Here is a 25415-nt window from a genome sequence, read left to right as displayed (position 1 = left end):
TAAATAAGTATATAAAAAAGAAAGGCTGTCTGTAAAGATGGCTTTTCTTATTTTTGAGATATAAAGTTAAAGCATGGCAAAAATAAAAGATCCAGGATTTGGATATAAAACAGCAGCATCAGCTAAGCGTATGGTAAATTCTGATGGAAGTTTTAATTTAAGACATATCAATAAGAAATTCTCCGTTTCAGAAATATATTCTAGGCTTATTAATATGTCCTGGATGCGATTTATAATGCTAATTTTTATTTGGTACGGTGTTTTAAATTTACTGTTTGCAAGCATGTATTATGTTATTGGTGTAGAGCATTTAACAATAACAAAGTCAACTCCTTATCAAGATTTTTTACATGCTTACTTTTTTAGTGCACAAACCTTAACTACTTTAGGTTATGGTTTAATTTCTCCTCAAGGCAATACAACAGCATTAGTTTCTTCAATAGAGGCCTTAATAGGATTAATGGGGTTCGCTTTAATGACAGGATTATTATATGGTAGGTTTTCGAAGCCAAAAGCTGCCATTAGGTTTAGCGATGTATTAGTTTTAAGGCCATTTAAAGAAAAAAGGGCAATTATGTTTCGTTTAATGAACAAGCGAGTTAATGTAATGATAGAGCCAGAGATAACGGTAACTTTAGCCGTTAATGATATAGATGATAAAGGAAATTTAGCGAGGAAGTTTTTTAAACTTAGTTTAGAGAGAGATAAGATAATGTACTTGCCAACTACCTGGACGGTTGTTCATGAAATAGATGAAAAAAGTCCGTTAAAAGATTATACAGATGAACAAATTTTAGCATTAAATGCTGAATTGTTAATATTAATAGAGTATTACGAAGATGATTTTGCCCAGAACGTTTATCAAATGCATTCATATAGTTTTGACGATTTAAAAGGAAATAGCAAGTTTGTTCCAGCGTATTATTTTGAGGAAAGTGGGCAAGCAATATTAGACCATAGTAAATTAAGCGAAATAGAAAAATATAATTAAAAGTTAAACTTTCTTAAAATAAAATATTGACTTGAAAAGGAAATGTATATTCGTTAAATCAAGTTCAAATTAGAATACTTTTCAATGTTTTATATGGGTTTGAAAATAAATAGTTTCAAGTTCAACTTAAAATCACTAATTTTGCAAAATCGTTTGATTTAATATGAAGAAATTACTTTACATTTTAACCGCTGCAATTTTTCTTATTTCTTGTTCAGAGTACCAAAAGGTATATAAGAATGAAGAGGTGGCTCCCAAGTACGCATTAGGAGAAAAACTGTACAATGAAGGAGATTACAAAAGAGCTCGTAATTTATTTGAACAAATAGTACCAGGTTATGCTGGAAAACCAGGAGCAGAAAAACTAATGTATATGTACGGTAATACCATGTTTTTAATGGAAGATTATATTACCTCATCTTATCAATTAGAACGTTTTGTAAAAAAGTATCCTCGAAGTGAAAAAATTGAAGAAATGTCTTTTAAGTCTGCAAAGAGTTATTATATGTTATCTCCAAGATTTAGCTTAGATCAAGAAGATACAAATAAGGCTATTTTAAAATTGCAAAATTTTATGAATACCTACCCTAAATCAGAGTACTTCAAAGAAGCTAGTGATTTGGCCTTAGAATTAGATGATAAATTACAATTAAAAGCGTACGATATAGCAAAAGGGTATCACCATAGAATTAGTAGTGGCACTCAATTTAGAGATGATTATTATGCAGCTATAGCAGCATTTAATAATTTTTTGAATGATTACCCAGGTAGCAAATACAAAGAGAAAGCTTTGTACTATAAATTCGATACTGCTTATTTGTTAGCGATTAACAGTACAGAAAGAAGAAAAGAAGAACGTTTAAAAGACGCTATAAAATATTATAATAAATGGAAGCAGTCTGCTGCCGAATCTGAATTTACAGAAGAAGCAGAAAAGCATATTGCAGAAGTGAATCAAGAATTAGAAAAATTCAACAATCAATAATAGTATGGATATTAAAAACAGTAATGCGCCAGTAAGTACTACCACTTACAACAGAAATCAGGTTGATGAGCAAACAGGTAATATTTATGAAGCAATTTCAGTAATCTCTAAGCGTGCTACGCAAATTAATACAGAGATGAAAAAAGAGTTGATTGAAAAGTTAGATGAATTTGCTACTTATAATGACAGTTTAGAAGAAATTTTCGAAAACAAAGAGCAAATAGAAGTATCTAAATTTTACGAAAAATTACCAAAGCCACATGCAATTGCAGTTCAAGAGTGGTTAGAGGAAAAGATTTATTATAGAGATACAAACAAAGCAGAATAATATGTCTGTTTTAAGTGGCAAAAATATATTGCTTGGTGTTACCGGTGGAATTGCTGCTTATAAAGCAACGTATTTAGTACGACTTTTTATAAAGGCAGGTGCTCATGTTAAAGTTATCATGACACCTGCTTCAAAAGATTTTGTAACACCACTTTCTCTTTCTACCTTATCTAAAAATCCAGTTTTGTCATCTTTTACAAATGAAGAAGATGAAAACGAAGTATGGAACAATCATGTAGATTTAGGTTTATGGGCAGATATTTTTATAATAGCCCCAGCTACCGCAAACACTTTGTCTAAAATGGCGAGTGGTAGATCCGACAACTTTTTGTTAGCAACTTACTTATCAGCTAAGTGTCCAGTATACTTTGCTCCTGCGATGGACTTAGATATGTATAAACACCCATCAACCAAAGCGTCTTTTACTACTTTAGAATCTTATGGAAATGTTATGATTCCTGCTGGTTCTGGAGAGTTGGCTAGCGGATTAGTTGGTAAAGGAAGAATGGCAGAGCCAGAAGAGATTATTTCTTTTATAGAGGCTGATATTATTCATAAATTACCTTTAAAGGGAAAAAAGGTTCTTATTACTGCAGGACCTACATATGAAGCAATAGATCCGGTTAGGTTTATAGGTAATCACTCTTCTGGAAAAATGGGGTTCGAGATAGCTAAGGTTGCAGCTAATCTTGGTGCTCAGGTTGTATTAATTTCTGGTCCGACTAAAGAAACTATTTCTCATAACTTAATAGAAGTTATTTCGGTGGTTTCTGCTCAAGATATGTATGAGGCAGCTCATCAGTATTACAATGAGGCAAACATAGCTATTTGCGCAGCAGCTGTTGCAGATTATAAACCAAAAAATGTTGCTAGTCAGAAAATAAAAAAGAAGACAGATACGTTTACTATAGAGCTAGAAAAAACAAAAGATATTTTAGCCTCACTAGGAGAGATTAAAAACAACCAGTTTTTGGTAGGATTTGCATTAGAAACGAATAATGAAATTGAAAATGCAAAAAGTAAATTAAAGCGTAAGAATTTAGATTTTATTGTTTTAAATTCGTTACAAGATAAAGGAGCTGGTTTTGGTAAGTCTACCAATAAAATTACCATTATCGATAAAAGTGAGAACTTAAAGTCTTTTGAGTTAAAATCAAAATCAGAAGTTGCTCAAGATATATTTAATGAAATCATCAAACTATATGCGTAAGTTAGTTTTCTTATTAACATTATTATTTACAAGTGTTATTACAGCACAGGAGTTAAACTGTTCGATAGTAATTAATGCTGCTCAAACTGGAAGGCAAAATGAGCAGATATTCAAAACTTTAGAACAATCATTAAATGATTTTGTTAATAAAACTACTTGGACAGACAAAGTTTATAAGCCCCAGGAACGCATTAGTTGTGGTATGGTAATTACAATAACAGAAAGAGATGTAGATCGTTTTAATGCGAGTATTCAAGTGCAATCTTCTCGCCCTATTTATGACTCTACTTATAGTTCTCCGGTATTTAACTATAACGATAAGGATTTTAATTTCACTTATGTTGAGTTTCAAAATTTAACTTTAAATCCCAATCAGTTTGATTCGAATTTAGTTTCTGTGATATCTTATTATGTATATATAATTTTAGGTATTGATGCAGATAGCTTTCAGAAAAATGGGGGAACAGAGTATTATAACAAAGCAAAGAATATAGTTAATGTTGCTCAAGGACAAAACTCTAAAGGATGGAACCCTACCGATGGGCAACAAAACAGGTATCAGCTTATCGATCAGTTATTATCACCAACGTTTAAAGAGTATAGAAACGTTATGTATGCTTATCATAGAAGTGCCTTAGATGAGATGAGTAAAAGTCCTGTTAGGGCAAAAGAACGTTTGGTATTAGTGTTAAATCAATTCAAGCGAATGCATGCTAAAAGGCCAAATTCGTTTATACAGAGAATATTCTTTGATGCTAAGTCTGATGAAATATCTCAAATTTTTAGTGAAGGTCCAAATGTAAGAATTACCGAATTGGTTGAAACTTTAAATAGAGTTTCACCAAATAACAACTCTAAGTGGAGTAAGATTAAGTTTTAACAAATTAGTTATTATTTAATACTGAATTAGTTTAAATTTGGGTTTCTAAAAAAGAATACATTGCTAACCCAACTTTCCATACAAAATTATGCATTGATAGATAAGATGTCTGTTTCATTTCAGAACGGATTTTCTATCATAACTGGTGAAACAGGAGCTGGTAAATCTATATTATTAGGCGGGCTAGGGTTAATTCTTGGTAAACGAGCTGATACATCTGTTATTAATGATATTACAAAAAAGTGTATAGTAGAAGCAGTTTTTCAGGTAGAGAACTATAAACTTCAAAAAATATTTTCTTCAGAAGATATTGATTATGAAGAAGAGACTATTATTAGGCGTGAAATACTCCCGTCTGGAAAATCCAGAGCCTTTATCAATGATTCACCAGTATCATTAAATTCGTTAAAAAGAATTAGTGAAAATTTAATAGATATTCACTCTCAACATCAAACTCTTCAATTAACAAATAATGACTTTCAATTTGAAGTAATTGATGCTTTAGCAAAAAACGATAAAAACTTAGAAACTTATAAGTCTCAACTTATGAGTTTAAGAAATGTTAGAAAAGAATTTGATGAGTTAAAAATTACTCAATCTAATTTTGGAAAAGAAGAAGAGTATAATAATTTTTTATTACAAGAATTGTTAGATGCTAATTTAGACGATATAGATCAAGAGTCATTAGAGCAAGAACTAGAGCAATTAGAAAACGTAGAAACAATTCAGGAAAAATTATTGCAAGCAAATCAGTTGTTATCAGATGAACAAATAGGAATTACTACTTTACTCCTTCAATTAAAGAATAGTTTAAAAGATATTTCAAGTTTTTCATCATCATATGCACAACTATATAATAGAGTTGAAAGTTCGCAAATAGAGTTGAATGATGTGTTTTCTGAAATAGAATCAGAACAAGAAAGAGTAGAGTCAGATCCTGAACGATTGCATGTCGTAACCTCTATTTTAAATCAGTTAAATAGTTTGCAGCAAAAACACCAAGTTAGTTCTTTAGAAGAATTACTTGTTGTTAGAGATGAGTTAGATAAAAAAGTGGGACAAGTAGCTAATTTATCTGAAGCAATTAAGTTATTAGAAGAAAAAATAAAAACGCTAACAGTAGAGTTAGATCAAATAGCGGGTATAATTCATGAAAATAGGTTAAAATCTATACCTAAATTAACACAGCAATTAGAAAAAATTGTAAAAAATTTAGGAATGGAAAATGCTCAGTTCAAGATAAGTCTTAAATCTGTTGACAGCTTTTTGAATAATGGTAAAGATGAATTGGCTTTTCTTTTTACAGCTAATAAGGGAGGTAGTTTTAATGAGTTGAAGAAAAGTGCTTCGGGAGGTGAATTATCTAGAATTATGTTAGGAGTTAAAGCTGTTTTGTCTAAATACAAAAAGCTTCCGAGTATTATGTTTGATGAAATTGATACAGGAGTCTCTGGAGAAGTGGCCGATAAAATGGGACTGTTAATGAAGTATATGAGTGAAAATATGCAGGTGTTTAGTATCACTCATTTACCTCAAATAGCTAGCAAAGGTCAACAGCACTTTAAGGTGTTTAAAGCAGATGAGGGAGGAGTAACTAAGTCTAATTTAAAAGAATTAACTCCTGAAGAAAGAATTGTGGAGATAGCAGAAATGCTGGGTGGTAAAGACTTGTCGGAAACCGCTTTAAATCATGCAAAAGAGTTATTAAAGATTTAAAAAATATTCTATTTGATTAACCATTTATTGAATAAGATATTTGTTACATTTGAATATTGAAAAATTAAGTAAAATAAGCAACTATGTATAACTTATTAAAAGGAAAAAGAGGAATCATATTTGGAGCTTTAGATGAAAATTCTATTGCTTGGAAAACCGCTGAACGTGTTCATGCAGAAGGAGGTAAGTTTGTTTTAACTAATGCGCCTATTGCTATGCGTATGGGGAAAATAAATGAATTGGCAGAGAAAACAGGATCAGAAATAATTCCTGCAGATGCTACTAATTTAGAAGACCTAGAAAACCTAATTGTTAAGGCTCAAGAGGTTTTAGGAGGTAAGTTAGATTTTGTACTGCATTCAATAGGTATGTCTGTAAACGTTCGTAAAAAACGTCATTATACAGATCAAAATTATGATTGGACTCATAAAGGTTGGGATGTTTCGGCAGTTTCTTTTCATAAAGTAATGCAAACCTTATACAAGCAAGATGCTATGAACGAGTGGGGAAGTATAGTTGCATTAACTTACATGGCAGCTCAAAGAACTTTTCCTGATTACAATGATATGGCAGATAATAAAGCATATTTAGAGTCTATTGCTCGTAGCTTTGGTTATTTCTTTGGTACAGATAAAAAAGTACGTGTGAATACAATTTCTCAATCTCCAACACCTACAACAGCAGGTCAGGGAGTTAAAGGTTTTGATGGATTTATAGCTTATGCAGATAAAATGTCGCCTTTAGGTAATGCTTCAGCTCAAGACTGTGCAGATTATACAGTGTCATTATTTTCTGACTTGACTAGAAAGATTACTATGCAGAATTTATTCCATGATGGAGGTTTTTCAAATGTTGGAGTGAGTAATGCTGTAATGGAGCAATTTGTAGGGGAAGAATAAAAAAATATTTTATTAAAAAAAAGCTCGATATGTTACATGTCGAGCTTTTTTGTTTTTAATCGATAATAAGAGAAATATTCTATAAAATAAGAGCTAGGACTGTATATTTGCCGGAAATTTAAAATACTCCCCTTAAAAAAAAATCCCAATTATTAATTTTTTAATCACAATTTTAAACCACGTTTATGAAGAAAATTACGTTTTTAAGTGCAATGCTATTATTTAGCATTGTAGGATTCTCACAATTTAATGAAACATTTGAAAGTGCTCTGCCAGCAGGATTTACCGTTGTTAATAATGGTAGTACAAACGGATGGGTATTTTTAGACAACCCAACTGGAGGAGCTCATGGAGGGACAGGTGTAGCAAGTATTACTTATGATGCATCTGTAGCACATGATGATTATTTAATAACATCACAAATATCAGTTACTGCTGGAGTAAGTGACCAATTAAGTTTTTGGATAAAATCTAGATCTGGAACATTTTTAGAACCATATGAAGTTTTATTATCTACTACAGATACAGCTCCTGGTTCTTTTACGACAACTTTGCAAGCATCTGAAGATGCTGCTGCAACTTGGGAAGAAAAAATATTTGATTTAACGACATATGTTGGTCAAAATATTTATATAGCTATTAGAGCTACAGGGACAAATGAATGGCAACTTTTTGTTGATGATATGGTTAATTCAGCAATACCAGCTTGTCCAAATGTTATGAATTTAGCTGCTGGTAATTTTACAAGTCCAGATTCTGCTGATATCACATGGGATGCGGTAACTGGAGCAACAATGTATAATTGGGAGGTACAGCCTCAAGGTGTTGCTCAAGGTACAGCAGGAGAGATTGCATCTGGCTCTGTTGCAGGAACTACAGCAACAACATCTGGTCTAGTAGGAGGTACAACTTATACAGTTTATGTACAGTCAGATTGTGGTGGAGCAGCTGGTGTTTATCAATCATTTGATTTTACTTTTATATTGCCACCTGCAAATGATGAATGTGCTAACGCAATTGCTTTAACAGTAAATTCTGATTTTGCTTGTGCTACAGTAACAGCTGGTACTACAGTAGGGGCTACAGCTTCCTCTCAAGCTGATGATGTAACTGGAACACCTAATACAGATGTTTGGTTCTCTTTTGTAGCTACAGGAACAAACCATAGAGTTACTTTAACTAATGTTGTAAATCAAGGGGGAGGAACTTCTACAAGTACAGATATGGGAATGGGTGTCTATGATGCAACAGGTGGTTGTGCTGGTTTAGTGTTTTCAGCAGATAGTGATCCTAATACATTAGATTTAACAGGTTTAACACCGGCAACAACTTATTATGTAAGAGTTTATGGATGGTTAACAACTATCCAATACAATAATTTTGATATTTGTGTAGGAACCCCACCAGCAGCACCAGCTAATGATAATTTATGTAACGCTATTTCATTAACAATAGATACGGCTGCTGTAGCTGGATCTTATACTAACGACTCAGCAACAGAAGAAGCGAATGAGCCTGCAGGGGCTTGTTATAGTGGTGGAGCCCAAGGTACTGTATGGTTTTCTTTTGTAGCACCAGCTTCAGGAGAAGTGCAAGTAAGTACAGATTTTGGAGGAACAATGACAGATTCTGAAATTGCAGTTTATGATGCAACAGGTGTTACATGTTCAGATTTATCAACTCTTTCTGCAGCAGTAGGTTGTGATCAAGATAGTGGAACAGTAGTTACTTATAACTCTATATTAAACTTAAATGCAGCAAATGGTAATGCACTTACTCCTGGTAATACTTATTATATTCAAGTTAGTGGGTATAATAATAACAGAGGAACATTTGGTATTCAAGTATTTGATCAAGTTACTTTGTCTGTTGATAATTTTGATATAGATGAAAACTTTAATTATTATCCAAACCCTGTACAAGATAAATTAGTGGTTTCTGCCAAAAACCAAATTGAAGTATTGTCTATTATAAATATGTTAGGTCAGACAGTAAAAACAGTTACTCCAAACATCAATAATTACGAGTTAGATTTTTCTGATTTAAAATCAGGAGTTTATTTTGTAAAAGCTACAATTAATGGTATTGATGGTACATTCCGAATCATAAAAAAATAATTAGTAAAATAATTTCTTTAAAGCCTGTGCTACTAGCACAGGCTTTTTTGTTAGAAAGATAGATAACTGCACTTAGTCTTTTTAATGAGCTTTTTGTCGTATTTATATAAGTATAGTTTAACAAATTGTTAAATTTGTATAACCGCCCTTCACGTCTTAATCGACAAATCTATTGTTTACTCATTTCTTAATTATTGTACTGGTAAAGTTAAAGTCCCAAATTGATTAAATTAATTAATTTAAAAATTATTATTATGAGAAAAATTACATTTTTATTATTTAGTATTATTAGCTTTAGTGTTTTTTCACAGGCAAATGATGATTGTGCTAATGCAATAGCATTAACATGTGGAACAACAACAGCAACCGATACTAGTGCTGCAACTTTAGATACAGATGATACAATTAGTTGTGGGCCAGCTTCAGCAGCAGGAAACATTTGGTATACTTATACAGGATCTGGAGCTGCCGAAGATATAGAGCTTTCTATGTGTAATGATACAGGAGCTACACCTGGAGATGCTGCTTATGATTCAAAACTTTATGTTTATGCTTCAGGAGATGGAACTTGTGGTACATTAACTTGTGTTGCTAATAATGATGACGGACCAGGTTGTTCTGGTTTTTCTTCTATTCTAAACTTTACATCAGATGGTACAACTACTTATTATATAGCGGTTAGTGGTTATAATACTAGTACCGGTACAGGTAATTTATCAATAGCATGTACTTCAGCTGTTCCACCAAATGTGGCTAATCAAGATTGTGGTACAGCAATAGCTGCATCTGTAGATGGAGTTGCCTTTGGAACAGATAATGGAAATGGTACTGCCAATGTAAATAATCCAACATGTGATGCTTTTGGAGTGATTCAAGACGTTTGGTTTACTTTTGTTGCACCAGCATCAGGAACAGTAACAGTAGATTCAATACTAGATGGTACAGCAACAGATGCTAATTTTGTTGTTTATAGCGGTACATGTGGAGCTTTAACAGAAGAAGGAACTTCTTGTCAAGATGTTGCTGCCTCAGCCAACACAGTAGATTTAACAGGCTTAACAGGAGGAAATACATATTATTTACAAGCTTGGAACGGTGGAGGTTCAGAAGAGGGAACCTTTAGTTTAAGACTATCAGATACATCTTTGAGTATTAGTGAATTGCAATTAGATGAAAACTTTAATTATTATCCAAATCCTGTACAAGACAAATTAATGGTTTCTGCTAAAAATAGCATAGAAGCATTAAATGTAGTTAATATGTTAGGGCAAACTATAAGAACAGTTTATCCAAATATGAATAGTTATGAATTAGATTTTTCTGACTTAAATTCAGGAATCTACTTTGTAAAGGCTACAATTAACAATGTAGAAGGTACATTTAGAATTGTTAAAAGATAATTTTATAATTTAACTTTATTTAAGAGCCTGTGCAACTAGCACAGGCTCTTTCTTTTTAGTATTTTTGTTGTATGCAGATATCCTACTCTTTTATTGTACCTGTATACAATAGACCCGATGAAATTGATGAATTACTTTTTAGTTTAACACAATTTTCTAGTACAATACCTTTCGAGGTTGTTATTGTTGAAGATGGATCTAATTTATCTTCAGAAGCTATATGCAAAAAATACAATAAGGACTTAAATATTAGTTATTATTTTAAATCTAATTCTGGCCCAGGTGACTCAAGGAATTATGGAATGAGAAAGGCTAAAGGCAACTACTTTTTAATATTAGATTCTGATTGTATTCTGCCTCCTGAATATTTAACAGAGGTAGATAAATCTCTTCAAGCAAATTACGTAGATTGTTTTGGAGGACCAGATAATGCTCATGAATCTTTTACAAACCTTCAAAAGGCTATAAATTATGTAATGACTTCTTTTTTTACAACAGGTGGGATTAGAGGAGGAAAAAAAAGTGTAGATAAATTTCAGCCTCGAAGTTTTAATATGGGTTTATCTAGAAAAGCGTTTGAAGCAACCAAAGGTTTTGGGAAGATTCACCCAGGAGAGGATCCTGATGTAACTATTCGTTTATGGAAAGCTGGATTTGAAACTAAATTAATACCTACAGCATATGTTTATCATAAAAGAAGAATTTCATGGAGTAAGTTTCATACTCAAGTACAGAAATTTGGTAAGTGTAGACCTATTTTAAATTATTGGCATCCAGAAACAAAAAAAATTACATATTGGTTTCCAACGTTATTTGTTATTGGTGTTTTACAATCGATTATATTTTGGGTTTTAGGAGTAAAAATATTTTTATATCTTTTATTAGCATATTTAGGACTAATATTTATTGATTCTAGCTTAAAAAATAAAAGCTTACTTATTGGATTTCAATCCATAATAGCTTTGTTTATTCAGTTTTTTGGATATGGGTTAGGTTTTCTAGAATCAACTATAAAAATCAATTGGTTGAAACAAAAACCTCAAGAGGCTTTTCCTTTTTTATTCTTTAAATAAAGTATCTTTATAAGGTCAATGAAATTTAAAAGTTCTTCATATAAAATAGTAAAGGAAAAACGTTTCAGAATGTTTATGTTAAGCTTATTAATAGCTGTAATTGCCTGGTCTATTATAAACTTGTCTAAAGAATATACAAAAACAGTAAGGGTGGTTTTACAACTAGTAAATATTCCTAAAGAAACACTAGTTAAAAATGAAAAAACAGTATTAGAAATAGAGGTTAAAGGAAGTGGTTTTTCATTATTAAATAATAAATTAGATGGACTAGTTTATGAAGTGAATATGAATTCTTTCCCAGAATATTGGATGTGGAGTAATAATGAGAGTCAATTTAAATCAATAATTTCTGAACAATTAAAAATAAAAAGTGTCATACCTAATAGGGTTGTATTTGATAAGGTAAAATTATTTAAGAAAAAAGTAAAAGTTTTGCCAAATATTAACGTTGATACCGAAACAGGGTTTGGAGTATCTGCAATGAAAATTGCTCCGAAAGAAGTTACTATTTACGGAGAAGAAACAATTATTAAAGAGATAGATAGCGTTGTTACAGAAACAATTACACTTAAAAATGTAAAAGATTCGATTAGTGGTGAATTACGCTTAAAAAATAATTTTAAATTAAAATATTCTACAAATAGTATTAAGTATAGCTATAAGGTAGAACGTTTCACTCAGGGAGAATTTACGGTGCCTATTTTAGTTAAAAACGCACCAAAAGATAAAGAAATAACTATTTTTCCAAAACATGTTACAATTCAGTTTCAATCCCCCATTTCTAAATATAGTTCTATAAAGTCTAATCAGTTTCAGGTTTATGTAGACGCTAATGAAATGGTGGGTGGAAAACTGTTAAAAATTAAATTGGCAAATACTCCTAGCAGCACAACCAATGTTAGAGTACTTAAAAAATCAGTAACATATTTACTTTTAAATAAATGATAGTTGGTTTAACAGGAGGAATAGGTAGTGGTAAGACTACAGTTGCTAAGTTGTTTTATAAATTAGGAGTGCCTATTTATGTAACAGATATTGAAGCAAAAAAATTAATGGTGACTGATTTAGGGCTTGTTCAAAAAATTAAATTCCTTTTAGGAGAACAGGCCTATGTAGACGGCGAGTTGAATAGAGCTTATATTTCAGATAAAGTATTTCTAAACAAAGAGTTATTAACTCAGTTAAATCATATTGTTCATCCAGCAGTAGCTTTAGATTTTTATAAATGGTATCAGCAGCAAGAATTTAATTATGTTATAAAAGAATCGGCTATTTTATTTGAGTCTGGTAGCTATAAAAAATGTGATTTAATAATTACAGTTACTGCCCCCATAGAAGAGCGTATAAAAAGAGTTGTGGCTAGAGATCTAGTTACAGAAAAACAAGTAGAAGCTAGAATAAAGAATCAGCTTAGTGAACAAGAAAAGATTTTAAAGTCTCATTATGTTATTTATAATGAAGATCTAGAAGAAACTAAACGTCAGGTTGTAAAAATTAACACGACCATTCTTAATAAAATGTGAAAGAATCATAAATTTTAACATTTTTGTTAAGTTTTGGTTAAAAAGAATTCACCCTGTTTCAGAATCTCTTATTTTTGAATCAATGAACAAGAAAATATTTATTGCATTAGTGGTGTTAATGAGCTTATCTCTTATAGGGATAATTTTTGTTCAAAGTTATTGGATTAATGCATCTGTAGAAGATAAAGAAGAGCAATTCTCTTTGCAAGTAAACCAAATTTTAGGAACTGTATCTAAAAAAATAGAAAAGCAAGAAAGAGTAAAGTATTCTCATCAATTACAAATGTTAATTGATAGCTTGGGACAGTTACCTAGCCAAACTGTTATAACAGAAATGTTTTTGGTTCAAAAAGATGCAGAAGCTAACGCAGCATTTCTGGTTAGAAGTGGTGTTGTTGAACAAAATTATAATGTTACAACAGCTGCAAAGTTCTTAGACATACCTGAAGGTGAAAATATTAATTTAACAAGTTTTGTAGGAAAAAGCGAAACTACATTTTTTGACGAATTAGGGTTAGATGAATCTCAGTTTACTTTGCAAGAGCAAATAGAAAGGGTCAACCAACTACCTCAGTTTAGTCAGATTGAGTTGGAGAAAGTTTATAAAAAAGTAGCAAAGAAAAAGCCGATACATAAGCGTTTAACCAATAAACAAATAGAACTTTTATTAGCAAATGAATTTAATCATCAAAAGTTAGATTTAGACTATGAGTACGCAGTATATAGTAAAGGTTTGGCTACTTCTGTCCATTCTGAAGATTATGAGTTGTTAAAAAATAGAGAGTATGATTATCCGCTATTTGAAGGAGACGGAGATAGTAAATTCCAACTAAGAATTACTTTTCCTAACAAGAAAAAATACTTATTATCCTCTATTTTGTCAATGGCTAGTTTATCGTTTATATTTACTATTATAATTGTTTTAGCCTATGCTGGGGCCTTATATCAGCTAATTAAACAGCGTCAAATATCGCAGATAAAAACAGATTTTATTAATAATATGACGCATGAATTTAAAACACCTATAGCTACAATTAATTTAGCTTTAGATGCTATTAAAAACCCTAAAGTTTTATCAGATGACGAAAAAGTAAAACGTTATTTAGGAATGATAGGTGATGAAAATAAAAGAATGCATGCTCAAGTTGAAAATGTTTTAAGGATATCTAAACTAGAGAAAAAACAGTTAGATATAGAAAAAGAACATTTAGATGTACATGATTTAATTGAAGACGCTATTCCACATATAGAGCTATTAGTAGAAGATAGAGGAGGATATGTAAAAACGCACTTAAATGCAAAAGAAACTTCTATTTTGGCTAATGAAATACATTTTACAAATATACTAGTTAATGTGTTAGATAACGCAATTAAATATTCACCTGAAGCACCAGAAATAGATGTGTACACAGAAAATGTTAAAAATTTCGTTCTTCTTAAAATAAAAGATAAAGGAAGCGGAATGACCAAATCTGTACAAAAAAAGATATTTGAAAAATTTTATAGAGAACATACCGGTAATATTCATAATGTTAAAGGACACGGTCTAGGGCTCGCTTATGTAAAGCAAATTGTAGATGACCACCAAGGAGATATCTATGTAGAGAGTGAGCGAGGAAAAGGAAGTACTTTCATTATTAAAATACCTTTAATTTCATAAGCCATGGAAAAAGAAAAGAAAAAAATACTATTAGTTGAAGACGATCCAAATTTCGGAACTGTGTTAAGAGATTATTTAGCACTGAATGATTACGATGTTACTCATGCTAAAAACGGAATGGAAGGATTCGAAAAATTTAAAAAAGACAATTACCATTTGTGTATTTTAGATGTAATGATGCCTTATAAAGATGGATTTACATTGGCAAAAGAAATTAGGGCTAAGGATGCGGAAGTACCTATTATATTCTTAACTGCTAAAGCCATGAAAGAAGATGTAATAAAGGGCTATAAAGTTGGTGCAGATGATTACTTAAACAAGCCTTTTGATTCTGAAGTATTGTTAATGAAAATTAAAGCAATAATGCAAAGAAAGGTAAAAGATTCTGTTGCAGATAGTGCAACATTTGAATTTAAAATTGGTAAGTTTCATTTAAACTCTAAATTGCGTTTTTTATCTATAGGTGACGAAGAGCCAATAAAATTATCTCCTAAAGAAAATGAATTATTACGTTTGTTAGCCTTGCATGAAAACGATTTAATGCCTAGAGAGTTAGCATTAACTAAAATATGGAGAGATGATAATTACTTTACATCTCGTTCTATGGATGTATACATTGCTAAATTGCGTAAATATTTAAAGAAAGATGAAAAAGTAGAAATATTAAATATTCATGGAGAGGGTTTTAGGTTAGTTGTAAACTCTTAAACTTCTGCATGCGTAAAAGAGTAAAAAGAGGCTTAATGGCCTCTTTTGTTATTTATATATTCAATAATATCATTTAAGTTGTATAAATAATCAAACCATTTTGTAGATTCATCTCGTTTAAACCAGGTAATTTGTCTTTTAGAAAATCTTCGGGTATTTTTTTTAATTTCAGAAACTGCAAAATCTAAGTTCCATTCGCCATCTAAGAATTTAAAAAGTTCTTTGTATCCAACAGTATTTAAAGCGTTTAACGTTTTGTATTTATATAAACTTTTAACCTCGTTTAACAAACCTTTTTCCATCATTATGTCTACTCGTTGGTTAATACGGTTGTACATTAATGCTCTATCTGCAGTTAGACCGATTGAAATTGGGGTAAAGTTGCGTTTACTGTCTTTTTTATTAAGAAAAGACGAATACGGTTTGCCAGATCCAATACAAATCTCTAGTGCTCTTGACAGGCGTTGCGGATTATCAATTGCTATTTTTTCATAGGATACAGGATCTAACTCTTTTAATTGCTTTTGCAAAGATTCTATACCTTCTTTCTCTAATCGTTGAGTTAAATTTTCACGAATTGAAGTATCTATTTTCGGAAAATCATCTAACCCGTTAATGACTGCGTTTACATATAAACCAGAGCCACCAACCATAATAACAGTATCGTGTTTTATAAAAAGTTCATTGAGCTTGTTTATGGCCTCTCTTTCAAAAGTGCCAACAGAATAATTTTCAGTAATCGAAATATTTTGAATAAAATGGTGTTGGGTAGCTACCAACTCATCAGGTTCTGGTACTGCAGTTCCGATAGTCATTTCCTTAAAAAACTGGCGTGAATCACAAGAAATAATTTCTGTATTATAATATTTTGCTAACTTAATACTTAAAGCTGTTTTACCTATTGCCGTTGGCCCTACAATACTAATGAGATATTTATTGTTCAAGAGTTGAGTTTTAAGTTGTCAAAGATATAAAAGATTATTTCATTTGTATATGAATGTGGTCATCATGTCTAACCGCTTTACACCCATGATACCTAATTTTAGAGCTGTTAATTTGTAAGCGTTGTTTTATATGTGGTTCGATAAAAACCTTTTCGATATTTTGATTATCTATGATAGCTTTAACCAGTTTTTTTGTTCCTTTTTTTGAGAATTTGAGGTGTTTGTTGATATGACCAAGCTTTAAATATTTAGTGAAATCATATTGAATATATCCTTTGGCTTTGCAATACTCTGTTTGATTTAATTCATTCTTGGTAGGCTTTTCAAAAACACCATAACCGCTAAAAGATTTTTGTTTTGATGAAATTACCCCCTTAGAGTCTTCGTAAACAAAGCTGATATCTAACTTTTTTCCATCATTATGACTTAAATGAGGGAGTAAAGGAAACGCATTTATAAAAGGAAAGTTTGCGTCTAAGTAATTTATATGAATATTTGTATGTGCTAATTCTTTCTCTACATTCAATAATAAAGAGTTTATTTTAGGTTTTACATAATTTCTGTTAAAAATAACTGTAAAATAATTTACAGGTTGTATTTTTTTTGAGTGAATAATAGGTTCTCTCCCAAAAAGGGGAGCGGTAATAGGAACAATTATAAAAGTAAAGAGTATATAAAGAACTAAGAAAGATGTTATTTTTTTAAACTTAAAATTAAGCTTTAATTTATGCAGAACGATAAGGTTTAAAATGTAAACAATTCCTCCTACTTGAGTAAGTAAAGTTAGAAGTATAAAGAGAAAAAAGTGTTTTAAAACACGTTTCATTTTTTTAACGGTTTATGTATAATTACATTTTATGGCCGCATTCATAACAAAAAATAGCATGATCTCTATGATTGTTAGCCGTGCAATTGGGACAACTTTGCGTATTTAAATGTACTTTTTTTTGATCTTTAGTCATTTCTGCAGAAACGATTCCGGTTGGAACAGCAATTACAGCATATCCTAAAATCATAATTATAGAAGCTATAAATTGTCCCAATGCTGTAACTGGAGCAATATCGCCATATCCAACTGTGGTCAAGGTTACAATTGCCCAATAAACACTACGTGGAATACTACTAAATCCGCTGTCTGCACCACCTTCAATCATATACATAATTGTGCCTAATATTATACAAAGCATAAAAATAGCTAATAAGAACACCGAAATTTTAGCTCTACTTGCTTTTAAAGCATTGATTAACTGGTTGCCTTCTCCTATAAATCGAGCAAGTTTTAAAATTCTAAAGACTCGTAATAAACGTAGAGCTCTTAAGGCTACAAAGGCACCTGTAGAACCAACAAGTATCAACGATAAATATTTAGGTATAGTAGAAAAGAAATCTACTAAACCATAAAAGCTAAAAATATATTCGCTAGGTTTTTTTATGGTGATAACTCGTGCAAGATACTCTATTGTAAATAAAATAGTAATAATCCATTCAGCAAGTCCTAATTCATATTCATACTGATCGCCAATTTCTGCCACGCTTTCTAGCATTACAACAGCAATACTTGTAAGGATTAATATAAGTAATATAATATCAAACCATTTACCAGCAGGAGTGTCTGCTTCATAAATAATTTCGTGTAATTTACTTTTCCAAGATTTGTTTTTATTCAAAATAAATTGATTTAAATTTCTTTTAATATTATTGGGTTTGAGTTAGTAATTGAAATTAATTTGTCAAAGAAAACCTTAAGTTCATGATAATTTTCTGGAGAAAAATTATACTTATTTATAGTAATTCTTAATGATATATTTATTGAATGTTCCTTTTCTTGAATATTCAGGTTAATACTCCCAGCGTTATTACTAATTGAATGTTGTTGGCTTTTTGGTAAATCAGTCACTTTTACTCCTTTAGGGATTTGAATATTAGTAAGATAATTAAGCTTGAAAGGATAACCAAAATCTACAGGATAGCTACGTTTTTTTAATTTAAAAGGATTGGATTTAAGAATGTCTATTAAAAATGGATAAATAATTATGAAATCGTTCTCTTGTTCTTCGAATTCAAGAGAAATTTGTTCAATAATATTATATTTTTCAGTAATATTATTTTCAAATGAATAAGAAGTTATGTTGATATCATTTTTAGGGTTTTTTAAGAACTCAAGATATTCTTCTCGAGTATTATTTTTAATATTCTTAAACTGATTGGTAGCATAATAACCAGTATTAATATTTTTTATTTCTGCTAATATGTTATTTGTTGAATCGATAACTATTTTACTAATAACATTAGTAGAACTTTTGGTGTAAGGAGGTATATTTATCCAATAACTACCTTGGTCAAAATCCATGACTCTTCCCATATAATTTAAACATTTATAAGGTAATACTCCAAATTTGTTATGTTTTGAAGAGGCATCTAAAAGGTAGTTTTCATTGTTTATTTTTAATAAAACTATTAAATAATTAAAATCTGTAATTACCGGATATTTTTCAGTCGGTAAACCATTATTACGGGTAGATAACAAAACAAAGTTAGTTTGTAAGTTAGCGGCAGCTAAGGCATTTAGTAAAGAAAGGTTAATTTCACTACTATTACCTGTTTTTTCTTCAAAAGCTTTTTTTACTCTTGAATTTTTGAAAACACCATTATTACCATTCCAATTATAATGGCTTTTAATATACTCATAAACTTCTTTAGCTTTTTCTAGTTCATTAGAATTATTAAGAATTTTTTCGGGGATTCGTTTTTTAAAATAACCTTTCTTATTTGATTGTAAACCTATATTCTTATCATTCTTAAATTCTTTATCAACATCTTTCCAAGATTTAGAAAAACGAGTTTTTTCGCCAATAAAATTCATATATTCAGAAAGCTCGAATTTAATGGTAGATATATAATTACTGCTAGCTAACATATGATCTTCTTTTATAAATGCTGGAACATTATTCATCCCATATTTCAAAACTTCGCAGTCTGCAGAATTTGAACTATTGGGTAAATAGAAGCAATTTTTTTTAAGCGATGCATCATTTAAGTCTAGACTTAAATAACCTTTTAACTTTCGATTGTATTTATAATTACCAGGTATTTCTGCTGTAAATAAAGTTTTTACTTTTGGAATATCAGATTGAAAATCCCAACCAGATAGATTAAAGAAAAACGGAGATGTTATAGTGTATTCATATTCTATAATAGAGTTTTCTTTAATATTTGGAAAGGTAAAAACGATTTCTTCCCAATTTTCATTAATTTTTTTTGAATAAACATTTTTTTGATCAAGGTAAGTCTTTATAGCTCCATTATGTGTTATTGCTCTAAGATCAGAAATTTGTTCTCTACTATTTTTACCTACATATAAAGGAATGCTAATGTTACTTTTATTAAAAGCTTCTTTATTAAAAATCTTAATTTTAAAGTAGTTCTTTTTTATAAGTCTAACGTAATTATTAACAACTTTAAAGTAGTTTCTCCCTTCTTCATATAAGACAACAGCATTAGCTGTTGTATCTTCTTTATATTTTATTAGAGAGGTTTCTTTAGTACTAATTTTTCCAAACTCATATTGTTGCTTTGTTTGTGAAAATATTATTATTGGAAATATTAGAATGAAAAGGTTAAGTTTCATAAATCGATAATTTTCTTTACTTTTTTACGACGTAAATGACTTTGGATAATATGTTGAGTATCTCTGTTATCTTCCATAGGAACTATAATATCTTTTAAAATATCGATATTGGTTACCTGATAGTTTAAATTGTAAAAACCATAACCTTTGTACTCTCCGTTTTCAATTAAAATAGCCGAACGCTCATCGTGGTTCCTACCTCTATCTATAATAATTTTATTACTATTTTTATAAGAGTAGTTGGTAATAAAATTATTAACTCTTTTGTTGTAATCTTTACTTGTTTCTTTACCACAACAGGCTCCTTTGCAACCTTTTGTTTCATATAAAAAACATGGTTTTTGCTCTAAAGACAAACCATTTATATATTGACATAAATGAAATTGCTCGGTAATTTTAAATAGAAAATTTTTCGCTTCATTTATAGATACAAATGAAGTAAGCGCTTTTTTTCGGGCATCTAATTTTCCAATGTATAAACTATTGTAACCATTATCTTTTTTTCTTTGATATAAGGCAAATTGAAAATGTTTGTGTTTTTGTGATCTATTGTATTTTGGGTTATTGTGTTTTATTTCTTGACTTTCTTTTAACAAGGCAATAAGTTCACTGCCGGTTTCTTCATAAGTTACAGCAGCTACTTCTCTTTGTATGCTTTTAGACTTTCGGTTTTTACCTGTAAAGTGCTGATTGATTCTTTTTTTTATGTTTTTACTTTTTCCAATATAAATAATTGTACCGTCTGTTTTATGTATATAATATACTCCGGTTTTAGTTGGTAAAGTATCTAATATATCTAAAAATTTTTGAGGTAGTTTTCTTTTTATCTCAGCCTTTATGGTTTGAGTAACTATTTTCTTGTCTAAATCTTTAGTAAGTAAAAGCTTGAATAATTTTACAGTAGCCATGGCATCTCCAGAGGCTCTATGCCTGTCGCTCATTGGTATACCTAATGCTCTAACCAATTTCCCTAAACTATACTTTTCTTGTTCTGGTAATAGTTTTTTACTTAATTCAACTGTACAGAGGTTCTGACGTTTATAATCGAAACCTAATCGTTTAAATTCTATTTGTAAAATTCTATAATCAAAGCTTGCATTATGTGCTACAATAATACAGCCTTCGGTAATTTCAACAATACGTTTTGCTACTTCGTAAAACTTTGGAGCATTGCGAAGCATTTTGTTGTTAATACCAGTTAATTTAACAACAAATGGTTGAATGTCTTTTTCTGGGTTGACTAATGAAATAAATTGATCTATTACTTCATGGCCGTCAAATTTGTATATGGCAATCTCGGTAATACCCTCTTCATTGTATTTACCTCCTGTGGTTTCTATGTCTATAATAGCGTACACTAAATAGTATTTGAGTTTGGCTTATGTTTTAAAGATAGTAGTTTCATCTGATAACTAAAAGTTATATATTATAATTTCTTGAGCCAAAAATACTACTTCCTACTCTTATCATATTACTGCCATTTTCTATGGCTAATTGATAGTCTCCACTCATACCCATAGAAATGGTTGTTGGGTTAAAGTTTAGAGTAGTATAATTTTTAAGTTTGTTAAAAGTGCTTTTCAGAAGTTTAAACTCTTCATCAACTTGTTTTTGGTCATCTGTAAAAGTAGCCATTCCCATTAAGCCTGTAATGTTAATGTTTTTTAATGAAGCTGTTTCTTTTGAGTGTAGCAACTGATAAGCTTCCTCAGGTGTCATTCCTGCCTTAGTATTTTCTTGAGCTATTTTTATTTGTAACAAACAGTTAATAACACGACTATGTTTTTCGGCTTGTTTATTAATTTCTTTAAGTAACTTAAAACTATCAACCCCATGTATAAGCGAAACATATTCTGCCATATACTTCACATTATTGCGTTGTAAATTACCAATCATATGCCATTCTATATCTTTTGGTAATTCTTGCCATTTCTGAGTCATTTCTTGGACTCTATTCTCACCAAAAATACGCTGTCCAGCATTATAGGCTTCTAAAATATCCTCTACAGGTTTGGTTTTAGAAACGGCAACTAAAGTTACGTTTTCTGGGATTTCCGATTTTATTTGTTGTAAATTTTGAGCAATACTCATTGTTTTCTTTTCAGAATTAGAATTCATAAATGGTTAAACCACTTCTTAGTTTAGGTTCTATATAAGTACTTTTTGGAGGCATTTGCAAACCTTCATCGGCAATTCGTTTCATTTGATTTACATCTATAGGTAACATACCAAAAGCTACTTTAAAATCACCGTTGTCCACTTGATTTTTTAACTCAACTATTGTTTTATTTCCAGGTAAATAATCTATTCGTTTATCATTACGCAAATCAGTGATTCCTAATATAGGTTGTAATACTAAATTATATAGAATTTGAGCATCTAAAGTATCTAAAGTATTATTAAATTCTTGGTAGCGAGAGCGTAAGTGTAATTGATAAAACTCACCATCTAAATACATATTAAAATGGTGTAATTGTTTCAGGTTTTGTGGTTGTAAACCACAGTTTTCAATAGTAAACACTTCGTCTAAAGCAATTAAGAACTCTTTTTTACTTAAGCCATTAAGGTCTTTTACGAGTCTAAAGAATTCATAAATTTTTAAATCTTCTTCAGGAATTAAAAAGCTCATAAAATAATTTTGTGAAATGCCTTGAACGAATTGCCCATTCTGTTTATAATCTTGAGCTAAAAGTGCAGAAGAAGCACATCTATGATGTCCATCAGCTATGTATAAGCTATCTATTTTAGTAAATTCATTCTGAATGGTATTTAAGATATCTTCATTATTAATAAGCCATACATGATGAGCAATTCTATCTGTAGTAGAAAACTCATATTCAGGACGCTCTTTCATAATGTCTAGAAATAATTCATCTAAAATATTGTTCCTAGGGTAGGTTAGTAATACAGGTTCTGTATTGAATCCAACAGTGTCTATATACTCTTTAAAAAGTTGTTCTCTTTTTTCTAGAGTGTTTTCATGTATTTTAATGACATTTTTTTCATAATCTTCTACAGCTGTAGCACCTACTATACCTATGAAAGTATGTTCTCGGGTAATCATTTTATAAAGATAAAAGTTGGGTGTGTTATCTTGAGTGAAAAAACCTTCATCTTTAAATTCTAAATACCTATTTCTAACTAAATTAAATTCTTTTTTTCCGTTAATTTCTTGATCGTATTTATAACCAGGGTTTAAAATTTGCAAAAAAGAATACGGATTGTTTTTTAATCTAAACTCTAAACCTTCTTTAGAATAGATATGATAAGATCGAGAAACAACTAAATTAGCTTTATCTCTAGTAGGTCTTACTGCTTTAAAAGGTTTTAGGATAGCCATAAATTTGTATAATCTAGTTACAAGGTACTAAAAGACCTCTAAAGTATAAAAACTAGAGAGGTCAATATATTTTTTTTATTAAATGTTAAGCAAACATTTTTGCTACTTTCTCTGCTTTTCTGCTTTCTGAGTAATCGTAGAAACCTTCTCCAGATTTAACTCCTAATTTACCTGCCGCAACCATATTTACTAGTAGCGGACAAGGTGCATATTTGGGGTTTTTAAATCCGTCATACATTACATTTAAAATTGATAAACACACATCTAAACCAATAAAATCAGCTAACTGTAATGGTCCCATTGGGTGAGCCATACCTAACTTCATTACTGTATCTATTTCTTGTACTCCAGCTACACCATTGTACAATGTCTCTATAGATTCATTTAACATTGGCATTAAAATTCTGTTTGCCACAAAACCTGGATAATCATTTACTTCTGTAGGAATCTTTTTAAGATTTCTAGACATTTCCATGATCGTATTGGTAACTTCATCTGTAGTATTGTATCCACGAATAATTTCTACCAATTTCATAATTGGCACTGGATTCATAAAATGCATGCCAATTACTTTTTCTGGTCTAGAAGTAACTGCTGCTATTTGAGTAATAGATATGGATGAGGTGTTAGTAGCTAAAATGGCATTAGCTGGGCATAATTCATCTAAATCTTTAAATATTTTTAATTTTAAATCTAAATTTTCTGTAGCAGCTTCAACAACTAAGTCAATGTTAGATACTCCATCTTTTAAAGAAGTATAAGTAGTAATGTTTCCTAAAGTTTCAGCTTTATCAGCTTCAGATATTTTTTCTTTAGCAACCATTCTATCTAAATTTTTAGAAATAGTAGCCATCCCTCTATCAATAGCTGCTTGAGAAATATCTATTAAGTTTACATTGTATCCGCATTGAGCAAATGTATGAGCAATTCCGTTACCCATTGTTCCAGCTCCAATTACTGCTATATTTTTCATAATTATAAGTTAAGGTTTAGTTTTTAAAACAATCAATTATTTGGTGAGCTATTCTTAGTGCTTCTGTGCCATCTTCAAGAGTAACTATTGGTTGAGTATTATTGTTAATAGCATCAGCAAAAGTTTCTAATTCATCTAGAATAGCATTGTTAGCTTTTACTTCAGGATTGTTAAAGTAGATTTGTTTTTTAACTCCTTCGGCATTTTGTAAAATCATATCAAAATCTCCAGGGTTTTCTGGGGCATCTTTCATTTTAACCACTTCACATTTCTTAGTTAAGAAATCTACAGAGATATATGCATCTTTTTGGAAGAATCGTGACTTACGCATATTTTTTAATGAGATTCTACTCGATGTTAAATTTGCTACGCAACCGTTTTCAAACTCGATTCTTGCATTGGCAATATCTGGTGTGTCGCTAATAACCGAAACACCACTAGCAGAAACAGATTTTACTTTAGATGGTACTACACTTAAAATAGCGTCTATATCATGAATCATTAAATCTAAAACTACTGGTACATCAGTTCCGCGTGGGTTAAACTCTGCCAAACGATGTGTTTCAATAAACATAGGAGAATCAAACTGATCTTTTACAGCTGTAAAAGCCGGATTGAATCGTTCTACATGTCCTACTTGCCCTTTTACGTTGAATTCTTTTGCCAATTGAATAATTTCTTCAGCTTCTTCAACAGAGTTAGAAATAGGCTTTTCGATAAAAATATGTTTTCCAGATTTAATGGCTTGTACAGCGCAATCATGGTGAGAAAGTGTAGGAGTAACAATGTCTACTACATCTACAGCATCAATTAAATCTTGAATAGAATCAAAAGCAGTATAACCATATTCAGCTGCTACTTTTTTGGCATTTTCTTTGTTAGGGTCGTAAAAACCAACTAGTTTATATTTATTAGATTCGTTTAGTAAACGTAAATGGATTTTACCTAAATGGCCAGCGCCTAAAACACCTGCTTTTAACATATTAAAGTCTATTTTTTGTGATGCAAACAAAAATAAGATTATTTAGTAAAAAAACAGA

At 30.5% G+C, this 25415-nt stretch carries 23 protein-coding genes; 14 read left to right on the top strand and 9 right to left on the bottom strand.

Going from position 1 to position 25415, the window contains the following annotated elements; translation table 11 throughout:
* Nucleotides 1-73 precede the first annotated feature (73 nt).
* From ACFQ1O_RS02020 to ACFQ1O_RS01955, 14 genes are all read left to right on the top strand, one after another.
* Nucleotides 74-991 carry an ion channel gene (locus ACFQ1O_RS02020; protein WP_377712780.1) on the top strand — a complete coding sequence of 306 codons (918 nt, stop codon included), beginning with the start codon at nt 74-76 and terminating at the stop codon, nt 989-991.
* Between the two features lie 163 nt (nt 992-1154).
* Nucleotides 1155-1976: an outer membrane protein assembly factor BamD gene (locus tag ACFQ1O_RS02015; RefSeq protein WP_377712778.1), complete on the top strand. Its 822-nt coding sequence runs from the start codon at nt 1155-1157 to the stop codon at nt 1974-1976.
* A gap of 4 nt (nt 1977-1980) precedes the next feature.
* Nucleotides 1981-2304 (top strand): DNA-directed RNA polymerase subunit omega, encoded by a 324-nt coding sequence (locus ACFQ1O_RS02010; protein ID WP_377712776.1) that lies wholly within the window; start codon nt 1981-1983, stop codon nt 2302-2304.
* 1 nt (nt 2305) lies between these two features.
* Complete coding sequence (gene coaBC, locus ACFQ1O_RS02005) at nt 2306-3514, top strand: bifunctional phosphopantothenoylcysteine decarboxylase/phosphopantothenate--cysteine ligase CoaBC (protein ID WP_377712774.1); 1209 nt, start codon at nt 2306-2308, stop codon at nt 3512-3514.
* Nucleotides 3507-4394: a type IX secretion system protein PorD gene (porD, locus tag ACFQ1O_RS02000; protein ID WP_449301287.1), complete on the top strand. Its 888-nt coding sequence runs from the start codon at nt 3507-3509 to the stop codon at nt 4392-4394. Before coaBC ends, porD begins: the two co-directional genes overlap by 8 nt.
* Nucleotides 4395-4454: 60 nt before the next feature.
* Nucleotides 4455-6110: a DNA repair protein RecN gene (gene recN, locus ACFQ1O_RS01995; protein ID WP_377712771.1), complete on the top strand. Its 1656-nt coding sequence runs from the start codon at nt 4455-4457 to the stop codon at nt 6108-6110.
* Between the two features lie 83 nt (nt 6111-6193).
* A complete protein-coding gene (locus tag ACFQ1O_RS01990; RefSeq protein ID WP_377712769.1) occupies nt 6194-7009 on the top strand; it encodes an enoyl-ACP reductase FabI in 816 nt (271 codons plus the stop codon).
* A gap of 185 nt (nt 7010-7194) precedes the next feature.
* The gene (locus ACFQ1O_RS01985; RefSeq protein ID WP_377712767.1) at nt 7195-9126 is read left to right on the top strand and encodes a choice-of-anchor J domain-containing protein; all 1932 of its coding nucleotides are present in this window, start codon (nt 7195-7197) and stop codon (nt 9124-9126) included.
* A 254-nt stretch (nt 9127-9380) separates the two neighbouring features.
* Nucleotides 9381-10526 (top strand): T9SS type A sorting domain-containing protein, encoded by a 1146-nt coding sequence (locus ACFQ1O_RS01980; protein ID WP_377712766.1) that lies wholly within the window; start codon nt 9381-9383, stop codon nt 10524-10526.
* A 71-nt stretch (nt 10527-10597) separates the two neighbouring features.
* Nucleotides 10598-11599 carry a glycosyltransferase gene (locus ACFQ1O_RS01975; protein ID WP_377712764.1) on the top strand — a complete coding sequence of 334 codons (1002 nt, stop codon included), beginning with the start codon at nt 10598-10600 and terminating at the stop codon, nt 11597-11599.
* An 18-nt stretch (nt 11600-11617) separates the two neighbouring features.
* Nucleotides 11618-12544, top strand: a complete 927-nt coding sequence (locus tag ACFQ1O_RS01970; protein ID WP_377712762.1) for a CdaR family protein — start codon at nt 11618-11620, stop codon at nt 12542-12544.
* On the top strand, nt 12541-13122 hold the full coding sequence (gene coaE / locus ACFQ1O_RS01965) for a dephospho-CoA kinase (RefSeq protein WP_377712760.1): 582 nt from the start codon (nt 12541-12543) through the stop codon (nt 13120-13122). The genes ACFQ1O_RS01970 and coaE overlap by 4 nt, the downstream gene beginning before the upstream one ends.
* Nucleotides 13123-13204: 82 nt before the next feature.
* A complete protein-coding gene (locus tag ACFQ1O_RS01960; protein ID WP_377712758.1) occupies nt 13205-14782 on the top strand; it encodes a sensor histidine kinase in 1578 nt (525 codons plus the stop codon).
* 3 nt (nt 14783-14785) lie between these two features.
* Complete coding sequence (locus ACFQ1O_RS01955) at nt 14786-15490, top strand: response regulator transcription factor (RefSeq protein WP_377712756.1); 705 nt, start codon at nt 14786-14788, stop codon at nt 15488-15490.
* A gap of 32 nt (nt 15491-15522) precedes the next feature.
* On the opposite strand, the gene miaA is transcribed toward ACFQ1O_RS01955, so the two are convergent.
* The 9 genes from miaA to ACFQ1O_RS01910 form a co-directional block, all read right to left on the bottom strand.
* Nucleotides 15523-16434 carry a tRNA (adenosine(37)-N6)-dimethylallyltransferase MiaA gene (miaA, locus tag ACFQ1O_RS01950; protein WP_377712753.1) on the bottom strand — a complete coding sequence of 304 codons (912 nt, stop codon included), beginning with the start codon at nt 16432-16434 and terminating at the stop codon, nt 15523-15525.
* A 34-nt stretch (nt 16435-16468) separates the two neighbouring features.
* Nucleotides 16469-17260, bottom strand: a complete 792-nt coding sequence (locus ACFQ1O_RS01945) for a hypothetical protein (RefSeq protein ID WP_377712750.1) — start codon at nt 17258-17260, stop codon at nt 16469-16471.
* A gap of 22 nt (nt 17261-17282) precedes the next feature.
* Complete coding sequence (locus ACFQ1O_RS01940) at nt 17283-18101, bottom strand: ion transporter (protein ID WP_377712748.1); 819 nt, start codon at nt 18099-18101, stop codon at nt 17283-17285.
* 11 nt (nt 18102-18112) lie between these two features.
* A complete protein-coding gene (locus ACFQ1O_RS01935) occupies nt 18113-20062 on the bottom strand; it encodes a DUF3858 domain-containing protein (RefSeq protein ID WP_377712746.1) in 1950 nt (649 codons plus the stop codon).
* Entirely contained in the window at nt 20059-21420 is a 1362-nt protein-coding gene (locus ACFQ1O_RS01930) for an exonuclease domain-containing protein (RefSeq protein WP_377712744.1), read from the bottom strand. Before ACFQ1O_RS01930 ends, ACFQ1O_RS01935 begins: the two co-directional genes overlap by 4 nt.
* Nucleotides 21421-21481: 61 nt before the next feature.
* Entirely contained in the window at nt 21482-22153 is a 672-nt protein-coding gene (locus tag ACFQ1O_RS01925) for a YggS family pyridoxal phosphate-dependent enzyme (RefSeq protein WP_377713218.1), read from the bottom strand.
* 16 nt (nt 22154-22169) lie between these two features.
* Nucleotides 22170-23402: a DUF1015 domain-containing protein gene (locus tag ACFQ1O_RS01920; RefSeq protein WP_377712742.1), complete on the bottom strand. Its 1233-nt coding sequence runs from the start codon at nt 23400-23402 to the stop codon at nt 22170-22172.
* Nucleotides 23403-23487: 85 nt separating this feature from the next.
* The gene (locus ACFQ1O_RS01915; protein ID WP_377712740.1) at nt 23488-24375 is read right to left on the bottom strand and encodes a 3-hydroxyacyl-CoA dehydrogenase family protein; all 888 of its coding nucleotides are present in this window, start codon (nt 24373-24375) and stop codon (nt 23488-23490) included.
* Between the two features lie 16 nt (nt 24376-24391).
* Nucleotides 24392-25357 (bottom strand): Gfo/Idh/MocA family protein, encoded by a 966-nt coding sequence (locus tag ACFQ1O_RS01910; protein WP_377712737.1) that lies wholly within the window; start codon nt 25355-25357, stop codon nt 24392-24394.
* Between the last annotated feature and the right edge of the window lie 58 nt (nt 25358-25415).

It is taken from the genome of Pseudofulvibacter geojedonensis (genome assembly GCF_042675745.1).
Taxonomy (GTDB): Bacteria; Bacteroidota; Bacteroidia; order Flavobacteriales; family Flavobacteriaceae; genus Pseudofulvibacter; species Pseudofulvibacter geojedonensis.
The sequence above is the reverse complement of the archived record's forward strand: the minus strand, read 5'-3'. Positions and strand labels throughout refer to the sequence as shown.